The organism is Francisella orientalis FNO12, from assembly GCF_001042525.2.
Classification (GTDB): domain Bacteria; phylum Pseudomonadota; class Gammaproteobacteria; order Francisellales; family Francisellaceae; genus Francisella; species Francisella orientalis.
The window spans coordinates 832,766-849,848 of sequence record NZ_CP011921.2 but is presented as its reverse complement, the minus strand read 5'-3'; the positions used below and the strand labels follow the sequence as shown (position 1 = coordinate 849,848).

Sequence of the window (17,083 nt, the reverse complement as noted above, 5' to 3'; positions counted from 1 at the left end):
CTCATAATCTATTTTTTATTTTTCTAATAATTGTATTAATTCTAATAAGTCTATGTTTTCTAAAATATTTCCATGATGTGCATCAACACTTATAACTTTAAGCTTTTGGGCATATAGCCCCACATTATTATCATCTAAAGATTTCATATAATTATAAAACTTGTCTTTTCCTTTATAATCAAATCAAGAATCCTCATTTAAAGCTTTGAATAAAGTTATATTCGAGTGTATCAATTTACCAGATATTTGTTGTTTTGATAACTCATTTTCTATTTCACTAACTTTAAGAAGTGTTTTTATATGAGAGTCAGTATACTTTAAACTTTTATAATATGTTAAAAGACTACACATAATATCATCATAATTTTCATTTCGGATTCTTAATAATTTATCATCATTAATTCTTGTATCAAAAAGATAAGCTCTTTACTTTGTCTAACATACTACTATTTGTAAGCAAATAGTCAACAAACAGATCAAGCTGAGAAGCAACAAAAATTAAATAATTAATTTTATACTTATAAACTTTATTAGATATTTCATAAAAGTCTATTAATTCCTTTTTTGAGAAAAGAACTAGTTTAGCCCCTGTTATTAAACCAATAAATAATTCTCTTAAAAAAGGATCAAAAATATAGTTAATCCTTGATCCTAAAACATTCTCTGGTTTTATATTAAATGTCTCAACTATACTTTGTAATTTTATTATCACCTGATAATTTGATATTAAAGCTCCCTTAGGCAATCCAGTTGCACCTGACGTATATATCACATATGCCAAATCTGTAGCTTGGCTATATTGAGAAAGGTTTGTAGCTTTCTTACCTTGGTATACAGTTTGACTATTTTGCTCATTAATTGATATAAGTAGTATATCTGTTACTTCTTTAAATCTGTATTCTATGTGGTTTTGAGTAATGACTAGCTTAGCATTAGTATTAGATAATATATGTTTCAAACGATCTGCTGGATAATCAGGATCCATCGGTACATATACACCTCCTGATTTCATCACTCCAAGGATTCCTATCACCATATCTATCCCTCTTTCTAAACATAAAGGAATTAATGTATCTGGCTTAAGTTCTTGATTTGTAGCTCGTCTATATTGCTTTCTTATATATCTTGCTAACTGATTACTTCTTTCATTTAACTCTTTATAAGTAACTTCTTGATCTTCAAAAACTATAGCTATAGCATCAGGATTCTTAAGTACTTGCTCTTCAAACAATTCATAAACCGTCCTGTCTCTTAGATAGTCATTATCCGTCTTATTCCAATCGTAAACTATTCTTTGATAATCCTCTTCTATTAATTTTTTATTCATAACTATTTATTTTTTATAAAAATTTTAAACTTGTTTTATAGTCAAATTTAATTTCATCAAAAATATTCAACACTAATGTTTCTTGAGATTTATGTGATTTTATCAAATCTAATGTACAAATATTTTTGATATCCATATATAAGCCAACACCAATGCTTTTAACTATAGATTCTTTTATATTAAATACTTCTAAAAAAAAATTTAATTTATCAATATCTGTTTCAAGCTGATCATAATAAATTATTTCTTTATCATGCATAATAACTTCTTTAAGTTCATTATGACTAATATTTTCATCTATATACTCAATATCAACACCAACTTTACATTTATCACTTACTGCTATTAATATATATTCTTTTGAGTAAGAAATACTAAAATCAATTCTTGTATTTTTTTTTAAAAATGGTTTGCCATATCTATTGATCTGTATAGTATAGTCATCAATATAATATTTACTCTTTAAATATGAATATAAAAAAGCTCTTGCTAAAAATCGCTTATTTCTATCAAAATCATTCTTATACTTTAGAATCTCTGAAATTTGTATTTCCGGTATATAAAACATGTTCTCTAAATCGAGATTATCATTAATGTTCAATAACAAAGCATCAGCATATTTAAAACTTTTCAGTTTAAAAATAAATTTAGAAAGCCTCATACAAATCATTCTTACTAATTTTCATCAAAAAAATAATTAGGTATATTATAAATAATATTCAAAGTATATATTATATTTCTTTTTCATAGTACAAAATTTCTAAATTTAATAATCCACTTCAAAAAAACAATGTTTTGATTATAAGCTGTGAAAATGCTATATGATTTCAATTTCATAGCTAATTTAAAAATAGGATCAGAAATACATAATATCTGATTTAATTCTGCTAAATCAGGTGAAGTACTAGTTTCTATGATTTCTTCATACAAGTCATTATAATAAATAGTATTCCACAAGATTTTTCTAGATTGGACTAGCAATGTAAATAAATCATCTTGATTATCTTTACAAAAAGCTAATCTATCAAGCAATTCAGATCTAGCATACTCTTTAACACTAGCAAAATCGTCTATTGCTAAATCTTTAACACTAGAATCCTGCTCTTCTATTTCATTTTCAATAGATTGTGTCTTGGCTAAATCTCTGTCTTCTTACTCTTGTCTCTGTTGCAATGCCAAAGCTTCTTGTTCTTGCTTTAGCCTTTTTTGCTCTTTTTGAGCTAATACTGTTTTCTGCTCTTGAACTCTTTTTTCATTCTCTAAAGTTTTCTTTGCATTAAGAAACCAATCATAAATTTGTAATAATGCTAAATTGTCATCATCTGTATGGTACTCATTAAACCAACTAATCAGATCTTGTTTAGCTTGATCTATTCGATCTAAATCTTTTAATTATAAATCTTGAGGATTTCTATCTCGATAATCTGCTATGAATTTCACCATCCATGTTATCAAGTTTATTCGAGATCTCTTCCTTTTCCCATACGGCATAATAGCATCTTTTTCTTGAGTCAGAATATTAGAAAATATGTATAGACCGGCAAGTAGTCCACCTACTTTATATTTCTGATATAGTGCTAATATTACATAAGTGATAATTTTAAGATGTTTACCTTGAGTAGTTAAAACACCTTACCATTTTCAATAATTAATTGCCAGTCAGGTGTTTCAGATACTACATTTTGTAACTTCTGTATTTCATTTTCAATAGCTTCAAATTCTTGACTATATTGAACTTCAGATATATCTAAAGACTCAATACTATTTGTAACATCGATTATATAATTTTCTAAAAAACCTAACATTTCTCTCTCTTAAAACTTACATTGTAAATTTTCTAAGCTTCCTAAGCTATTTATACTACCTTTACCTTTTGTAGAAATTTGATATGTCGCAAAACTCTTATTAAATTTAATAGTATAAGTATCATCTTTTTGATTGTATTCAAAATGCGATAAAAAGTTTATTAAACTCCAAGGTCCAGTATAAACATTTTTAACATCTTCTTTATTCTTATAATGCCATATTATCTGTACTGTACCATTAGTATCGTTATTTGTTGCTGGCCAGTAGAAATCTTGTTGATATTGAGGGCCATTGAAATAACCATGCTTCTTATTGTCATACATAATATCTATTCCAGATAAATCATTTGAAAGAAGTACAGGTGTTAAACCTACTGTCATATTCAATTTATCTTCAGCTGAATTATTATTATTTTTTGTTAATGCATTCAATTGAGAAATAACATTGATTTGCTTGAATAAATGTTTATCAAAAGGAAACTTCACACCATTAATTTCTTTGATGGTCAATAAACCGGATTTATCTTTTATAACAAATGGTAAAACATTATTATTTATATAATTCATCAAGTCACTAGATTTAGACATAAGCTCTTTATATTCACTTAGTCCTAGCTCATCTTTTGAGTTCGCAAAAGGATAATTTGATGCCAAATTACTTGAACAAAACTGTGAAAGCTTATTATTCCATAAATCTGTATCATAAATAGCGCCTGCATCAAACATACTATAAGTAAAACTACTTAAATAACTATCAACTAAAAATGTCATTGATGTAGGCAACTCTTTAACCATTTCTTTTAGTCCTATTAAAGAGTCCTGTTTATTTGTAGCTATCAATTCAGATACCACAAAAGCTTGCTCTTGATTTGTATTTGAATTACCACTCATTATCATGACTAATTTTTCGAGCAAACTAATCTTCTCATTCAACTGATCGACTCTATATCTATTGTTAACGAAGTTCACTAAAGATGCTATCATTTTCTTATCATTGCCATTTGTTGAAGAAACTACATCCAAAGTTAAATTAGTTTTTAACTGAGTGAATATTTGATCAAAAACAGATATATAGCTATTATTTCTACTATCATTATATTTTTGTTGAAATTTTGTCTTTCTAAATTTAATATTCTTTAACGCATGAACCTATACGGTTCATAATCATTCCAGTAAAGATCAAATATTTTTGATTTAGCTTTAGTTGCATCAAATTTAGTTTTATGATCTATTGAATCAAAAACCCACTAGTCTTTCTCAGCTATTTCTAATTCTTTTACTAAACTCTCTTTTGAATAATTTTGCCATCCATCTATAGTATAAATGTAATTAATACTTATAGATTTTTCAAATAAATTCACATACTGTAGACCACCTATTATTACTAGTCTATAATTTGCTTTTTGTTCTATATTTTTTTGTTTAAACTGCTCATATGCTCTATAAACATAAATATCGCCACCCAATACATTCTTCGCTTTCTCTATTAAAGAGTTATCTAATTTACTATGTAAAGAATCTGTTGGCAATAAAAGTAGATCATCTAAATAAACCTCTAAGGAATTTAGTGTCTCACTATCATTGCTGTATATTCTTTCAATAGCTATCTAAATTATCTTTTATAAATTTAGTATCCATGTGTTGTGTTTTATCAAACATTACATACATCATTGGCCAGGCATATAAAGTCTACATTTTCTGAGCTTTGTCAACTGTTTCATTGTCACCAATATTCGCAATATTACTTATTAAAGATTGGATATTGCTTTTAATTTCTTGCAACACATATGGTCTAAATACTTCTTTCAATTCAATATTATATTGCTCATTTAAAACTTTATCTATTGATGTAGGAAAACTAAAACCAAAATGGTGCCAGCTTGCAAATTTTGTATTTTTTAATTTCGCTAAATATGCTAACTTCTGATACGCTCCCAATAACTTGGACTATATAAAGGAGCTCCTATTATAGGTTGTAGAGTATTATTTGTATGTTTGACTTCCGCTAAATAATATGATGCTTGAGTATATCCTGTTATCCAAGACAAAACTAAACCAACAACTGTAACACCAGAGGCAGAATAAACATAATTTTTATGTTTTGATAAAAAATGAACCGTATTATCGATAAATGTCGCTTTTCTACCCTCTTTCAATATAACATCTTTCATTATATTTTTTTAAAAATAGACATCAGATCTAGCTTTATCAAAATGATGTATTTTATTTGTACTAATGGCAGTAAAATAAACACCTCTAAAATATAAACTCTTAGTGTAGTTATTTTCATAAATAGCATCAGCTAATACAGAATTTAATTTTTCGCATAGATAAGAAAAATATCTAACAAAATAAAAGGCTCTATTATTATCTATATTTGAATTCTTTTTCCTAATACTAGAGAAAACCTTTTCATTGATATTATTGATTATATTATTAAATTGATCATCCAACCAATCAAGTGGTTCTGAAACATTTGAGGATGGTAATGTTACTCCTAAGATATTATTAGTAACATCAAAACTCTTTGGATCAAAATATTCTACAAACCCAGGTAATTTATCCATATTAGTTAAAAAAACATATATAGGAATATTTCTAATACCACTGTTATATATCTTTTTTAAAATATTTTTATACTTGTTAAAGTCTCTTTCTAACTCATTTGGAGTTTCGGTAATAAGACGCTCAGCATTTATATTTAGAATTAATCCATCTAAAGGCTTAAGACGGCGATTCCTTTTTAATCAGATCTATAACATTATCAAATAAGCTTGCTTCTTCGACTCTATTCACTTCTGTTAACTTAAAGTTGATGTCTATGAAGGTTATATCTGGCGAACTATACCAATCAAAAGTAGGTTTATTTGATTTTGCACTAGTTTCACTATATTTTGAATTAAAATGAATATTACAATTTTTAACTATTGTGGTTTTTCCACTACCGGATAGTCCAAGTGTTAGAAACCATGGTGATCTATATAATCCTCGTCCCCTAAAAAATCTGATGTTCTTTGTCCGCAAATAAATAAGTTCTCTTAAAGCTTCTGAAAACTTAGACAGATAACCATTATATTCTTGATCTGCACTATTAAAATTAATCTTATAATCTTTATGCGCTTTAATTACATAAAAGGTAATAAAATACATACAAGTCAAAAATAATTTAACTACCTCGCTAGCAAAAAGATCATAGCTAGATAATTTAAAAAAAGGTAATAATATCCATATAATAATTAAAGTACTAATATGGCTTATTATCGTTTTTGAAACTAAATTTCGCTTCATTTATTTACCTCACGAGAGTTATCAATGTTATCAAACACATGTAGCTTTTTAAAAGTATCAAAACTAAACTTATCATCCAAACTACTGGTTTTTAATATGTATTCCGCTAAAATATTTTTGTCATTATATATTTTAAATATATTAACGCCCTTCTAATCATTGTAGCTAATACTTCCTTTTTCCAAAAATTTAAATAGTCTCCATTCTCCATCAAAATTTATCATATTTGTCTCATTCTCTTTTGATGTATAGCTTATAGTTACAGGAGATTTATTAATATTAGTAGTTGGCCACTCAATAATAAAACCTTCCTGAGGTCCATTAGCATAACTATATGATTTATTCGCATAATTTATAGTTAGTACCGATAAGTCTTTAGCTAAAAATTCTGGCGTCAAAAATAATTTAAAGCCTATCCCATCATTAGAAAAGAACCTATTTTCTATCATATTAAACGAATTAATCATTTCTAAAAAGTTCTTATCATATGCAAATGGCTCACCATAATACTTTTTCCAAACATACCCACTAGAATTAGAACTCTTCTCAATAAGTGATGACATATTTTCTCTTATGAATTTTTGCATAACACCATCTTTTTTAAAAAATTCAATGAAAGATTTTGTTGAACTTTCTTTGCGTGACTCTAGTCTTATTGGATATCTATCTTTTAAATAGCTATCATAATAACTTAATGGCCATTTCTGCCAACGCATATTTATTTCTTTCATTGCCATATCATTGAGAACTCAAGTCGTAATATTTACGAGTTAGGATGTCCATTTTTTTACAGGTTGTGGAGCATTATTTCACATCTCCCATAAACTTGACAGGTTTTTGAATATAGCTGAGTCCTTTTTATTTTGTACTAATAAAAATGCATCTAAATCAGGTTAGCTAGATAACGATATAACCACAAGAAAATTTTCGAATATCGCCCAATTTACTTGCTATCATAGATATAGTTCCAGAGCCTTTAGATGAATCGCCTTCACTAGCTTAAGACTTTTTATATTCTGCAAGTGACTTAATGAGTCCTCTATAACTTGAGGTTACTATATTTCTATTATTACTACTTAGTCCAACTTTACTAGATATATCTTCTACACTTATAAAATTAGTATTTTGTGTAATCTTTTTAAGCACTAATATGATCGAATTATTTTCTACAGTTAAACTATTTAGGATCTTTATAAGTGTACTAATACTCGTAGTTCTTTGGATATTAATATCATCTAATGCTTTATTCCATACTTCTAAATAATCATTCCAATACAAAATATCCATATTAGATTTTAAAGAAACTAGAGATAATTTATCAAGACTATCTTCTTCTGATAAAACCCACATACTTTTCGCAGCTTGTTTTAAGTATTCAACCTGATTTTTGAGATAAATATTATAGTAGCCTTTTTTGGTGTAAAGAGCTGGCAATTTGACCACTTTATTATCAAATACTAAGCTTGCATTTAAGTCTCCAGAATCTCCTAACAAAATATACTCTTCACTATCTATTAATGCTTTATCTTTTAACATTTGATATGCTAAAACATAGGTTGAGCTTGATCTTAAGATATTTCTAGCCTCAAATAATAAAGACTTATTTAATTTAATAGTATCTGGAAAGCTAGAAATAATAATAGCTTTTATAATTCTTCCTTATCAGAAAGATCCTGAGCCGATATTTTCTGTTTTTTCCACATAGCATGAATATTTCTAGTAAAAAAAGCTTCATTAAAATGCTCTTTATTTACTAATATTAAATATGTAGCTAACCACATATTTAAATGCTCAATTTGTTTTGAATTAGCAGTATTATCTTTAGGTATCTCTTTGATTGCTTGTCTAAGTTGCTTCTCTATATCACTCTGTAAATCTGGTAAAAACTTAATTTGTACAAGTCTTTGATATATTTTAAATATATCCGTAATAAGAGCCTTATTGTAATATAGTCCATATAATGAAAGATCATGTTCATAATTTATTTGTTTAGCAAATTCAATTGCGGCATTATTAGCACCTATATTAGAATGTAAAGCTTTGTTATATTTAGAATCTAGACTATTAAATAAATTTATGTAAGATAAAGAACTTTTAATCCAAACAAACGACAATATAAAACCGCATGATAGTAAAGCTGCAGATTTACTATAGTCTCTATACTTTAACTTTTTAATATAAGTAGTATTTTCACCAAAATTATAGACTTCTTTTAAGATAATTTTTTAAAATAGATTATCTAAGAAATATACTCTTTGATCCATTGATTTTTTTGCTTTATTTAGGCTTTGCATTCGCATAAAATCAAAGCATATATCAGAGTTTTTATAACTAACAAAATAAAAACCTCTGACTAATATTTGCTCTTGTATCTTATTATCAAAAAATCTATCTAGACTAGATTCTATAGTATCTAAGCAAAAAAGTACTTGTTTAGAGAAAGTGATAATATTAATTACTTTCTCCGTAGATTGTGTATTATCACATTTAACAATAATATTTTCATTCAGACTATCAAAAAATTCTTGGAATTTTTCTCTTATTCGTCTAAAGCTAATTGATTCACTCTCAGCTAGAGTAATTTCGAATGGATCATATTTGAACTTATCTGAAGCTACAGAAAAATAATCTTCAAATCCATATATAACTTCCATACCTGTAAAAGCAACATATACAGGTATTTAAATATAGAATTTTTTATTTATTTTTTCTAAATATTTTCTTAGCTCAAAAATTTCTGTTTGGATTTTCTTTTGATATGAGGATATAGCATCTTTTGATTCAAAAATCTTATCTAAACTAATAGCATAAATAATACAATTAATAGGATAGTGCTTATCCATTGCATAAATATGTTGAAATAGTCCATAAAAGTTTTTGAGATTAAACAACGCTATTAGTGCTTTATCTACAGATATATTCCACGATAACTCTGAACTATTAAATTTATCTACAACTGATATAGAGTCATTTGTAATACTACTCTTAGAAGTATGCCTCATAAGAGCTTCTATACATTCCTTATTATCTCCAAGAATAGTATATACCGGAGTATTAATCTTACTTATTTTTTTCTTTTCTTTAGTAATAAAGATAGTTTTTTTTAACTCTTCTCTTACCCTATAACTTGTTAAATTAAGAGCTTTAGTTTTTTTATTCTTTCTTTTTCAAGAAATACAACGAAAGATGAAAAGCTTAATAGATTTTTCTTATGTAATACATATATTAATATAACTACTATAAGAAGTAGTGTTGTGAACAGCTTAGCATTTGTGGATTTTAAAATGGAAAATCCGAATAATGAAACACCAGGTATAAATAGCCAAATCAATAATAAAATAACACAAAACACAACAAGAAATAAGAACTATCGAGTTCTTATAAACTTACTCAAAGCTAAAGGAATTTTTCTAAAAAGATTAGTCATATAGATCTATCTCCAAATACCTTGTTATTCGTTGACTATATCTTTAGAAACAGTCGCGACAAGTGGTGATGATTCATATGATGATATAAGCTGATTTTTAGTATTATCAATATCTTTCAAAACAGGTTGTTCTGCTTGATTTATAAAAAATGAAAGACCTATATATAACTAAAAGTATAGCTAAAATAACTCCAAAAAATATAGAAAAAGTATGCTTATATTTTATAGGGGCTTTAGGCTCATAATCTGTCTGCCAGTGTTTTGCGATAGAGGCATCATCATGTAAATCTCTATATTGACATATAACATCATATGATTCTCTTTTAAGCCTATCTAACATAAGCTTTCCATTTGTTTTACTAGAAAACTGTCCTTTAAATCCAAGACATAAACATATATAAATAAGCTCAAACACTTCTATATATTCAGAAATATTATCTAAGCAAAATAGTCTAATTTTAAAGAATGTTTCTCCACCCCATGACTCATTAAAATTACTACCTAACATAGATTGCTGAGACCAATGTATATTTTGCCCATATTCTGTAGCTAAAATTGCCTCATCAATAAATGCACATAAAATATACTTAGCACTTTTAAGAAGATTATCACCTATACCATCTTGCTGACACCTAATAGTAAACTTAGTCAACCCATCTGATAAAATCATTTTTAATTTATCAACACTAAAGTCTATAGAATGATTAATCACTTGATAATGTGTAGCAAAGATCTCACTAGCATGTCTCATAAGGTTATTTGAACCAAACATGTACTCCTGTTTCGAGACCTTTTGAAATAAACTCTCACTAGTTATTTCTCTAACTTGCTCTTGTTTTACTTCTCCAAAATTACGCTGCGTTACTTCATCATCATTATTGGTATACATAATAATACTTACCTCTTAGTTGCCCATAGTTGTATATCAATTTGCGAAAATTTTCTTGTTAGATATATAGACATAATCTTTGATTCATATATAGATTTCCAAAAATCTGAATTTTTGTCTAGCTCAAAATAAACATAGTCAGACATAAATGGTATTTGTTTTGGTGAAGAAGCCATTGATACTACTTTAATACCCGATAACTGTTTTGATACAACATTTGATATCTGACTTTTTGATGCTATTTTAATAATTTTCGGGAATGTAAGAGCAAGCTAATCTTTTGGCATTTCAGTTTTACATGCTATAACAAAACTCCACTCTGAAATATTTGTTAAATCAATACTCTCCACATTTGCAATATACAACGCATATTTCTCAAAATAACTAAGAGGAATTCTAATAGATCTCTCCTCAAAAACACATGCAACTGCTTTTTTTAAGTCTTCAGATAATGTAGAGAAAATTTCTGTAAGATTTTCATGTTTATATTTAATATATTCATTATATCCTTTATCTTCATGAGTAAAGGTTCGTAACTCTGAACTAAATTGTAGTAAAACTTTAAAAAGTTCTTCTGGATGCACCCTACTGCTATTATAAATATGCTCTACAATAGGAATATATCTATTTAATAGTTGTACAAACAACATTTCAATAAGACCTGCTGTCCCATATTCATCGACATTCTTAAAACGTTGCATAATCTGTTTTTTCTTTGCTGTGCTAACATAAAAACATTTTTTAAAATACTTTATAAGTCTATTACTGGCAAAAATATTTAGTAATGGTGGAATATAAGCCTTATCCAGCAATACCGTTTTATTAGAACTAACTGAACTTATTTAGCTACTGGTAATAAAATGAATTTTTGAAAATTAGAAGTATCTATAATTAAATACATATTTAATTTTAGTACAGATAACTCTATTGATTTTTCAGCGCCCATCATTGCATCACTTACAGTCTGCTTTGACATATAGTATCGCTCTGTAGTCGCACTTAGTTTAGTTTCAGAAAATAGACGTGCATTTTTGGGAATAGGTGATATTGCTAAATATACGGTTTTATTAATACAAGTTTCATCAAGTTGTAATGAGATTTCATCACCATCAACATCTGGTATATTTATTATTGTACCATCAGGTAAAATAGCCTCACATTTCGTAATTGAAATAATTCCTTGTTCTAGTTTAGCTTCATCTACTTCAATATTTTTAAGACCGTAACAGTGTCTACCACCTCTAACCAACTCTTGCTGAGCCGATTCAAAAAGAGTATCTTGTAATTGAAAGTGCTGCTGAGAAACGGTCAGTCCAGAGAACCATTCTACTCTTTTCATATATAAAACTATCCTAACTTTATTCTTTTAGTTTAACCCCATAGCTTGTTAACTTAAGCTTATAATTTTTTGGTAACCAATGACATTCTACTAGTACTTTCTAAATAGCTTTTCATTTTCTCATCTGATGATTGCTCATAAGTATCTAATAAGGATTCATAACATCCTCTACGACTTAGCTTTTGTTTTGTGTCTTTAGCAACTATTTTTCATCTAACTCAAATTGAGCCCTAGCTAATTGATAATAATAAAACTTCTCTAATGTGTAATGCTCATCCACACTAGCTTCAAATATCAAAACATCTCCAGTTGGATACTCCAAATCATGATTATGTATAGACAATAGATACTCGAATCAGCATATACTAACCATTTATCATCTTTATAATCTATCTGATAGGGTTTTGCTAATGTCTGCTTCTTGATATCACTTATTTTAAGTCTACCTAATCTCAACTTATCTATCTTTTTATCATGCTTTATACTAACTGTCCTACTCCACAATAATAACCCTTCTTTTATTTGATTATCTTTATCTGTAGGGTATTTATTATGATTATCTCCCTCTAAGACATATTTATTATTTTTGATAACTACTTTCGCTGTCTGTGATAATAGTATCTCACTATCTACATATTCCTCTATAGTAACCAAATCAAACACTCCATAATCTTCATCTATTTCATGCTAATATGATTTATATGCTATAGCTATCTCATTATCATAGTCAATATCTGTTATCACATCTGGTTTATACGGTAGTCTTGCTTGTTTCTCTGATATCTGTTTGAAATTATATCTACCTGCCATTAGTAAACCCATATAGAGCAAACTAGCTTGATATGTCTTGCCTATATCCAACCATCTATTTATATTGCTCTCTGATAAGCTCTATAAATACTTAACTCCATTATCTACTGCATCTTGATTTGCAAACTTATAGCCTGCCTTATATCCCAAGCCTTTTACTTTAGAGTCCAAATCCGAGTTTATAGCTCCCCAATTTATTAATGATGTATTACTATCTAATTTAGCCTTACTAAAATCTAGTGCTACTATATTTGGATTACTAACTACTGATTGATCTAACATACACATACTAGCTCTTACAAAGCTTATATGGATATAATCTCTACTTGATAATAATACTTGTTCTAAATCTGGACTTGTATCAAATCTATTTGCTACTTGGCGTTTACCATAGTTATATTTATATACTGAGTTTGTCTTTGATTTATTCAAATACTTTTGTTGTGAGTTAAATACTTCTCTAACCAAATTTGTAGGTACAAAATATAGCTTTGATAACTTAGGGCTATATATAACCTCACATATATAATAAACATCATCTGCAACATCATCTAGATGTTTGTATTCCGCTTGTTTGGTTTGATAATTCTGTAGCTTAAATGATGACTTACTGATATCAGCATTCATCATTAGCTTCTCACTTACATTATATTTAACATCTTCTGCTTTGACATGCTTAAATGGTGCTTTCTCTGTATGCTTTTTTGCATTCATGCCAAAACTAGCGCCTTTAACATCTAACTTCTCTGCTGAGATCTTGGCTTGATTTGATATTAATATTCTTAGTAGCTATGATAGTATGTTTACCAGAGCTAGTCTCTGTAAGTTTATTAGTACTAATAGTCGTACTATCTGCTATTATATTTTCTGTTTTATTAGCTGTCTTTGTTACTATTTTTTCTTTTTTGATTTCACTTTTAAAATCTTTTGAATGATAAGATTCTTTGGCTGTCTTTGACTGTTAGGTTAGCTTAGTATCATCTTCATAGGTTGTTGTAATATTACCCTTACTAGTCTCTCGAACTTCGTTTGATGATAGTAGTTTCTTCTTTTGAGATCCTGCATAGTCCTCTTGAACTATACTATTATCATTAACTACATTCTTTTGGACTTTGTCACTTTTATACTCTGATACACTACTTTAGCTCTTCGCTCCTGATTCATCCTTATCATCCCAATCAGCTGGGCGATTATCATATATTTTGGCCATAACTAAGTTTACATTTTTTAAAAGAATCTAACAAAAATGATAACTAAAAATAACATCAAGAGCTAGTGTTATTTTTTCAACTTTAATTCAAAATTAACTATGGTTATCAAATACACATAATCGATATCAAATTTGAAAAATCAAAACCTAATAAATTTTTCACTTCATCACTTTTTAGCAATGCTACTAAGCCTGCTTTAGTATTATCATATTTGAATATTTTTTCTATCGTAGCGTCATTTTCAGTCAGCTGAACTTTCAAAAAATCTTTTTCTAAAAAAATTTTGCACCCTTCTTTTAAACTCAGGTGATGTGCTAGACCATATTCTTATGCTTTTAATTGATTATCATTTAATGTCATATTTACAAACTCTCATCTTCTTTGATCCAACTTTGCATAGCTGTAATAAGCTCAGCAAAAATATCTGCCATTAGCAATAAATCAACTTCATGACCAACATTATCTTCTTTATTTAGATCTTTTATACCATCTAAGAATTTGATACTTTTGAACTGTAGCTTAGTATTTGCTGTCATAGCAAGCTGCTCTTTCCAAGTTATAGCTAGCTCTGTAATGTACCCTCCACTATCAATAAATGATTTGATATTATCATTCAACATCGAACTACCTTGACATGAGATATTTGCCATACTATCTCCTATAGCACTTGTTAGCTTACATTTTTCTGCTATTTCAATATCTACTGGATAAGTATCTTCGACAAGCCATTCTGTTAGAATATCTGTCTCTTCTTTGATGACAGGCTCAAACCTTGCTTCACATCTATGTAATAGATCTAAAACTTCTGTAATCTGCTTTTCTAAAACACTATCAATTATTAGATAATTATTAGTCAGATCCAAATAGCCATGAACCTTTCTAAACTTACTAAATGCTAGAGGTAGTAGCTTTTGCTCCATATCTTCTTTTATTTGTGTTTTTTCTTTTTTACTTACATATCTAGCAAGCTCTAACTCTTGAATATATTCTTGTGCTTGTTGGTTGATAACTTGAGCAGGAAGAATCTTTTCTTCAGTAAGTAAACAAAATACAGCTAAATGATTAAACTTAAAAAGGCATTGTTCATCTTTTATAAATGGATTTGTAAAACCTCTCGAAGACTTCTGAGAATTACTACAAGGAATAAATGCGAGCTTATTCATCGAATCTTCAAAAATATCTATATTAATATCAGTAATTTTGAATGCAGTAAGATTTTTAAAAAACATAAAAAACGATTAAATATAATAAAATAGTCTCAAAATAATAAAACATCTAATCATAAAGTAAAACTATTAAACTACAAATTTAAGAGTTTATATGATTTAACTATCTCAAAACTCATGACTGTTGTTGTAGTATCTGCTGGGAGATATTTGATTATGGCTATTTTGTCAAAGATGATTTTTTTAGAAAATTGATATTCCAAAAGCTTGTCATGATTAGTAGCACCATACACTAAGCTAACATGAGGATCTAAATTATACTCACTTTCTATATCTAATTTTCTTACTCTAGCAAAAAGATTATCTAGCTGTATAGTTTTTGATAACTTGAGATAATAATTCATAAAATAAGAATCTCTACCTATAGCTATACTATCAATATCTAATGAGATATTCTCATAATCAAGCTGGCTTGCCCAATACCCAAAATCTTCAACAATATTTTTAGCAAAGCTAAATAATGTTAAATGAGGTATAAATGATGGTTGCCTAGCAATATAAGAATTATAGTTGATACATCTAGCTAGAACTAAGAGATATTTCTGTGCTGGTATTAGCCAAATACTATATTTATGAGATGACACAATTATTAACTCATTCTAACAAAAATTGTAATATTTGTTATAATAGCAAATCTTTAATTATATTAATTATGAATTTCTAGGAATAAATATGTCACAAATAGTTGTTTGCGCAATGTACAAATTTGTAACACTTGAAGATTATGAAGCTATGCGCCAGCCTCTGCTTGATACTATGATAAAAAATAATGTCAAAGGTACACTACTTCTCGCTAATGAAGGTATTAATGGTACAGTAGCAGGATCTCGTGAAGGTGTAGATACTTTATTAGCATATCTAAAATCTGACTCTAGACTAGCTGATATTGACTACAAAGAGTCTTATCATCAAGAAATGCCTTTCTATCGTTCAAAAGTAAAACTTAAAAAAGAGATTGTAACTCTTGGTGTCGAAGAGATTGATCCAAATAAAGTCTGTGGAAAGTATGTAGAGCCTAAAGATTGGAATGCTCTCATATCAGATCCAGAAACTATACTTGTAGATACTCGTAATGATTATGAGATCGAAATAGGTACATTCAAAAATGCTATCAATCCAAGTACAGAGACTTTTAGAGAGTTTCCGGAATATGTCGACAAAAACTTAGACCCTAAAAAGCACAAAAAAGTAGCCATGTTTTGTACTGGCGGTATTAGATGTGAAAAATCTACATCTTTAATGAAAGCTAAAGGTTTTGATGAGGTTTATCACCTAAAAGGTGGTATCTTAAAATATCTAGAAGAAGTACCAAAAGAAGAATCCATGTGGGAAGGTGAATGTTTTGTATTTGACTCAAGAGTAGCTGTAAATCATGATCTTGAGAAAGGTAGCTATGATCAATGCTTTGCTTGTCGTATGCCTATCACCGAAGAGGACAAAAAACGCCTAGAGTATGTCAAAGGTATAAGCTGTCATCATTGTTATGATAAAGTTACAGAAGAGCAAAAAGCACGCTTTGCAGAACGTGAAAAACAATCTCAACTAGCTGCTGAAAGAGGATTTTCACATGTTGGTGATGATGCCAAAAAACTAGCAAATTTAAATAAACAACGAAAACAACAAGCAAAAGAAATAGCTCGTAAAAAAGCAAAAAGTAAAATTTGACTTCTTATACTAAACAATCAAAATTCAAATCATTTTTTTACAAGCAATTTTATACTCCTACTGTTAAAATAACATATACTTAAATATTTCTTTTAA

General features: G+C 28.1%; 27 protein-coding genes and 1 pseudogene. 1 reads left to right on the top strand and 27 read right to left on the bottom strand.

Going from position 1 to position 17,083, the window contains the following annotated elements:
* Positions 1-15 precede the first annotated feature (15 nt).
* The 27 genes and pseudogenes from FNO12_RS10470 to FNO12_RS04355 form a co-directional block, all read right to left on the bottom strand.
* Positions 16-147 (bottom strand): hypothetical protein, encoded by a 132-nt coding sequence (locus FNO12_RS10470; protein WP_257280027.1) that lies wholly within the window; start codon positions 145-147, stop codon positions 16-18.
* 36 nt (positions 148-183) lie between these two features.
* A complete protein-coding gene (locus FNO12_RS09805; protein ID WP_014715396.1) occupies positions 184-351 on the bottom strand; it encodes a hypothetical protein in 168 nt (55 codons plus the stop codon).
* A gap of 58 nt (positions 352-409) precedes the next feature.
* The gene (locus FNO12_RS04470) at positions 410-1,327 is read right to left on the bottom strand and encodes an AMP-binding protein (RefSeq protein WP_048349406.1); all 918 of its coding nucleotides are present in this window, start codon (positions 1,325-1,327) and stop codon (positions 410-412) included.
* A gap of 13 nt (positions 1,328-1,340) precedes the next feature.
* Positions 1,341-1,988 (bottom strand): 4'-phosphopantetheinyl transferase family protein, encoded by a 648-nt coding sequence (locus FNO12_RS04465; RefSeq protein WP_014715394.1) that lies wholly within the window; start codon positions 1,986-1,988, stop codon positions 1,341-1,343.
* A gap of 83 nt (positions 1,989-2,071) precedes the next feature.
* Positions 2,072-2,359, bottom strand: a complete 288-nt coding sequence (locus FNO12_RS04460) for a hypothetical protein (protein WP_014715393.1) — start codon at positions 2,357-2,359, stop codon at positions 2,072-2,074.
* A gap of 360 nt (positions 2,360-2,719) precedes the next feature.
* Positions 2,720-2,911: a hypothetical protein gene (locus FNO12_RS11745; RefSeq protein WP_367888648.1), complete on the bottom strand. Its 192-nt coding sequence runs from the start codon at positions 2,909-2,911 to the stop codon at positions 2,720-2,722.
* Positions 2,912-2,949: 38 nt separating this feature from the next.
* Complete coding sequence (locus tag FNO12_RS04455; RefSeq protein ID WP_014715392.1) at positions 2,950-3,132, bottom strand: hypothetical protein; 183 nt, start codon at positions 3,130-3,132, stop codon at positions 2,950-2,952.
* A 9-nt stretch (positions 3,133-3,141) separates the two neighbouring features.
* Entirely contained in the window at positions 3,142-4,155 is a 1,014-nt protein-coding gene (locus FNO12_RS04450) for a type VI secretion IcmF C-terminal domain-containing protein (RefSeq protein ID WP_030005587.1), read from the bottom strand.
* 224 nt (positions 4,156-4,379) lie between these two features.
* Positions 4,380-4,661: an ImcF-related family protein gene (locus FNO12_RS04445; protein WP_014715390.1), complete on the bottom strand. Its 282-nt coding sequence runs from the start codon at positions 4,659-4,661 to the stop codon at positions 4,380-4,382.
* 160 nt (positions 4,662-4,821) lie between these two features.
* Positions 4,822-5,070: a hypothetical protein gene (locus FNO12_RS04440; protein WP_014715389.1), complete on the bottom strand. Its 249-nt coding sequence runs from the start codon at positions 5,068-5,070 to the stop codon at positions 4,822-4,824.
* Entirely contained in the window at positions 5,049-5,303 is a 255-nt protein-coding gene (locus FNO12_RS04435; protein ID WP_030005586.1) for a hypothetical protein, read from the bottom strand. The genes FNO12_RS04440 and FNO12_RS04435 overlap by 22 nt, the downstream gene beginning before the upstream one ends.
* A 9-nt stretch (positions 5,304-5,312) precedes the next feature.
* Positions 5,313-5,831, bottom strand: coding sequence for a type VI secretion protein IcmF/TssM N-terminal domain-containing protein (locus FNO12_RS04430; RefSeq protein WP_231138843.1), 519 nt, complete (start codon positions 5,829-5,831; stop codon positions 5,313-5,315).
* Between the two features lie 25 nt (positions 5,832-5,856).
* The gene (locus FNO12_RS04425; protein ID WP_014715386.1) at positions 5,857-6,420 is read right to left on the bottom strand and encodes a hypothetical protein; all 564 of its coding nucleotides are present in this window, start codon (positions 6,418-6,420) and stop codon (positions 5,857-5,859) included.
* Between the two features lie 152 nt (positions 6,421-6,572).
* The gene (locus FNO12_RS04420; RefSeq protein WP_157776480.1) at positions 6,573-7,151 is read right to left on the bottom strand and encodes a type VI secretion IcmF C-terminal domain-containing protein; all 579 of its coding nucleotides are present in this window, start codon (positions 7,149-7,151) and stop codon (positions 6,573-6,575) included.
* Positions 7,152-7,419: 268 nt separating this feature from the next.
* On the bottom strand, positions 7,420-7,995 hold the full coding sequence (locus FNO12_RS04415; RefSeq protein WP_250637404.1) for an ImcF-related family protein: 576 nt from the start codon (positions 7,993-7,995) through the stop codon (positions 7,420-7,422).
* A gap of 71 nt (positions 7,996-8,066) precedes the next feature.
* Positions 8,067-8,534, bottom strand: a complete 468-nt coding sequence (locus FNO12_RS04410; RefSeq protein WP_014715383.1) for an ImcF-related family protein — start codon at positions 8,532-8,534, stop codon at positions 8,067-8,069.
* Positions 8,535-8,645: 111 nt separating this feature from the next.
* Positions 8,646-9,074 carry a type VI secretion protein IcmF/TssM N-terminal domain-containing protein gene (locus FNO12_RS04405; protein WP_014715382.1) on the bottom strand — a complete coding sequence of 143 codons (429 nt, stop codon included), beginning with the start codon at positions 9,072-9,074 and terminating at the stop codon, positions 8,646-8,648.
* Between the two features lie 27 nt (positions 9,075-9,101).
* Positions 9,102-9,422, bottom strand: a complete 321-nt coding sequence (locus FNO12_RS04400; RefSeq protein ID WP_014715381.1) for a hypothetical protein — start codon at positions 9,420-9,422, stop codon at positions 9,102-9,104.
* 531 nt (positions 9,423-9,953) lie between these two features.
* Positions 9,954-10,736 (bottom strand): type IVB secretion system protein IcmH/DotU, encoded by a 783-nt coding sequence (gene icmH, locus FNO12_RS04395; RefSeq protein ID WP_014715379.1) that lies wholly within the window; start codon positions 10,734-10,736, stop codon positions 9,954-9,956.
* An 8-nt stretch (positions 10,737-10,744) separates the two neighbouring features.
* Positions 10,745-11,548, bottom strand: a pseudogene (tssK, locus tag FNO12_RS04385) (type VI secretion system baseplate subunit TssK).
* A gap of 26 nt (positions 11,549-11,574) precedes the next feature.
* Entirely contained in the window at positions 11,575-12,075 is a 501-nt protein-coding gene (gene tssK / locus FNO12_RS04380; protein ID WP_014715376.1) for a type VI secretion system baseplate subunit TssK, read from the bottom strand.
* 294 nt (positions 12,076-12,369) lie between these two features.
* Positions 12,370-12,729: a hypothetical protein gene (locus tag FNO12_RS04375; protein WP_048349212.1), complete on the bottom strand. Its 360-nt coding sequence runs from the start codon at positions 12,727-12,729 to the stop codon at positions 12,370-12,372.
* Positions 12,730-12,762: 33 nt separating this feature from the next.
* Positions 12,763-12,897: a hypothetical protein gene (locus FNO12_RS10465; RefSeq protein ID WP_257391683.1), complete on the bottom strand. Its 135-nt coding sequence runs from the start codon at positions 12,895-12,897 to the stop codon at positions 12,763-12,765.
* 69 nt (positions 12,898-12,966) lie between these two features.
* Positions 12,967-13,599, bottom strand: a complete 633-nt coding sequence (locus tag FNO12_RS04370) for a hypothetical protein (RefSeq protein ID WP_014715374.1) — start codon at positions 13,597-13,599, stop codon at positions 12,967-12,969.
* Positions 13,600-14,201: 602 nt separating this feature from the next.
* Positions 14,202-14,402 (bottom strand): hypothetical protein, encoded by a 201-nt coding sequence (locus tag FNO12_RS10460; protein WP_231138842.1) that lies wholly within the window; start codon positions 14,400-14,402, stop codon positions 14,202-14,204.
* A 56-nt stretch (positions 14,403-14,458) separates the two neighbouring features.
* Positions 14,459-15,325 carry a recombination-associated protein RdgC gene (gene rdgC, locus FNO12_RS04360; protein ID WP_014715373.1) on the bottom strand — a complete coding sequence of 289 codons (867 nt, stop codon included), beginning with the start codon at positions 15,323-15,325 and terminating at the stop codon, positions 14,459-14,461.
* Positions 15,326-15,396: 71 nt separating this feature from the next.
* Positions 15,397-15,906: a hypothetical protein gene (locus tag FNO12_RS04355; protein WP_014715372.1), complete on the bottom strand. Its 510-nt coding sequence runs from the start codon at positions 15,904-15,906 to the stop codon at positions 15,397-15,399.
* 88 nt (positions 15,907-15,994) lie between these two features.
* Between FNO12_RS04355 and trhO the strand changes: the two genes are divergently transcribed.
* Positions 15,995-16,987, top strand: a complete 993-nt coding sequence (gene trhO / locus FNO12_RS04350; protein WP_014715371.1) for an oxygen-dependent tRNA uridine(34) hydroxylase TrhO — start codon at positions 15,995-15,997, stop codon at positions 16,985-16,987.
* Positions 16,988-17,083 lie beyond the last annotated feature (96 nt).